Here is a 246-nt window from a genome sequence, read left to right on the forward strand (position 1 = left end):
GAGACTGTGAAAGAACTAACCCTATCTAAGTAAAAGAATCAAGATTAAGAGAGTTTTTTTAATATTCAGATGTATAAACACATTTTTTGATGAAATAAAGCTTTAAAAAGACTAGAACTGCAATATACTCTGCTATTTCTTGTTTTATATCCTCAATATTGCCACTTTTACTGGCTTTTATCAGCTTTTGAAATAGTTTAATACCAATTAGATTCAACAGTCGTCTAAAATTATAGGTGAGCATAA

The 246-nt window shown here is 28.0% G+C and carries 1 protein-coding gene; it reads right to left on the reverse strand.

The genetic code is table 11. The features are described from left to right. Positions 1 to 58: 58 nt before the first annotated feature. The coding region (locus GBG18_RS15600) for a hypothetical protein (protein WP_226898721.1) at positions 59 to 246 on the reverse strand (188 nt) is incomplete at its 5' end.

It is taken from the genome of Poseidonibacter ostreae (assembly GCF_009208075.1).
GTDB lineage: Bacteria > Campylobacterota > Campylobacteria > Campylobacterales > Arcobacteraceae > Poseidonibacter > Poseidonibacter ostreae.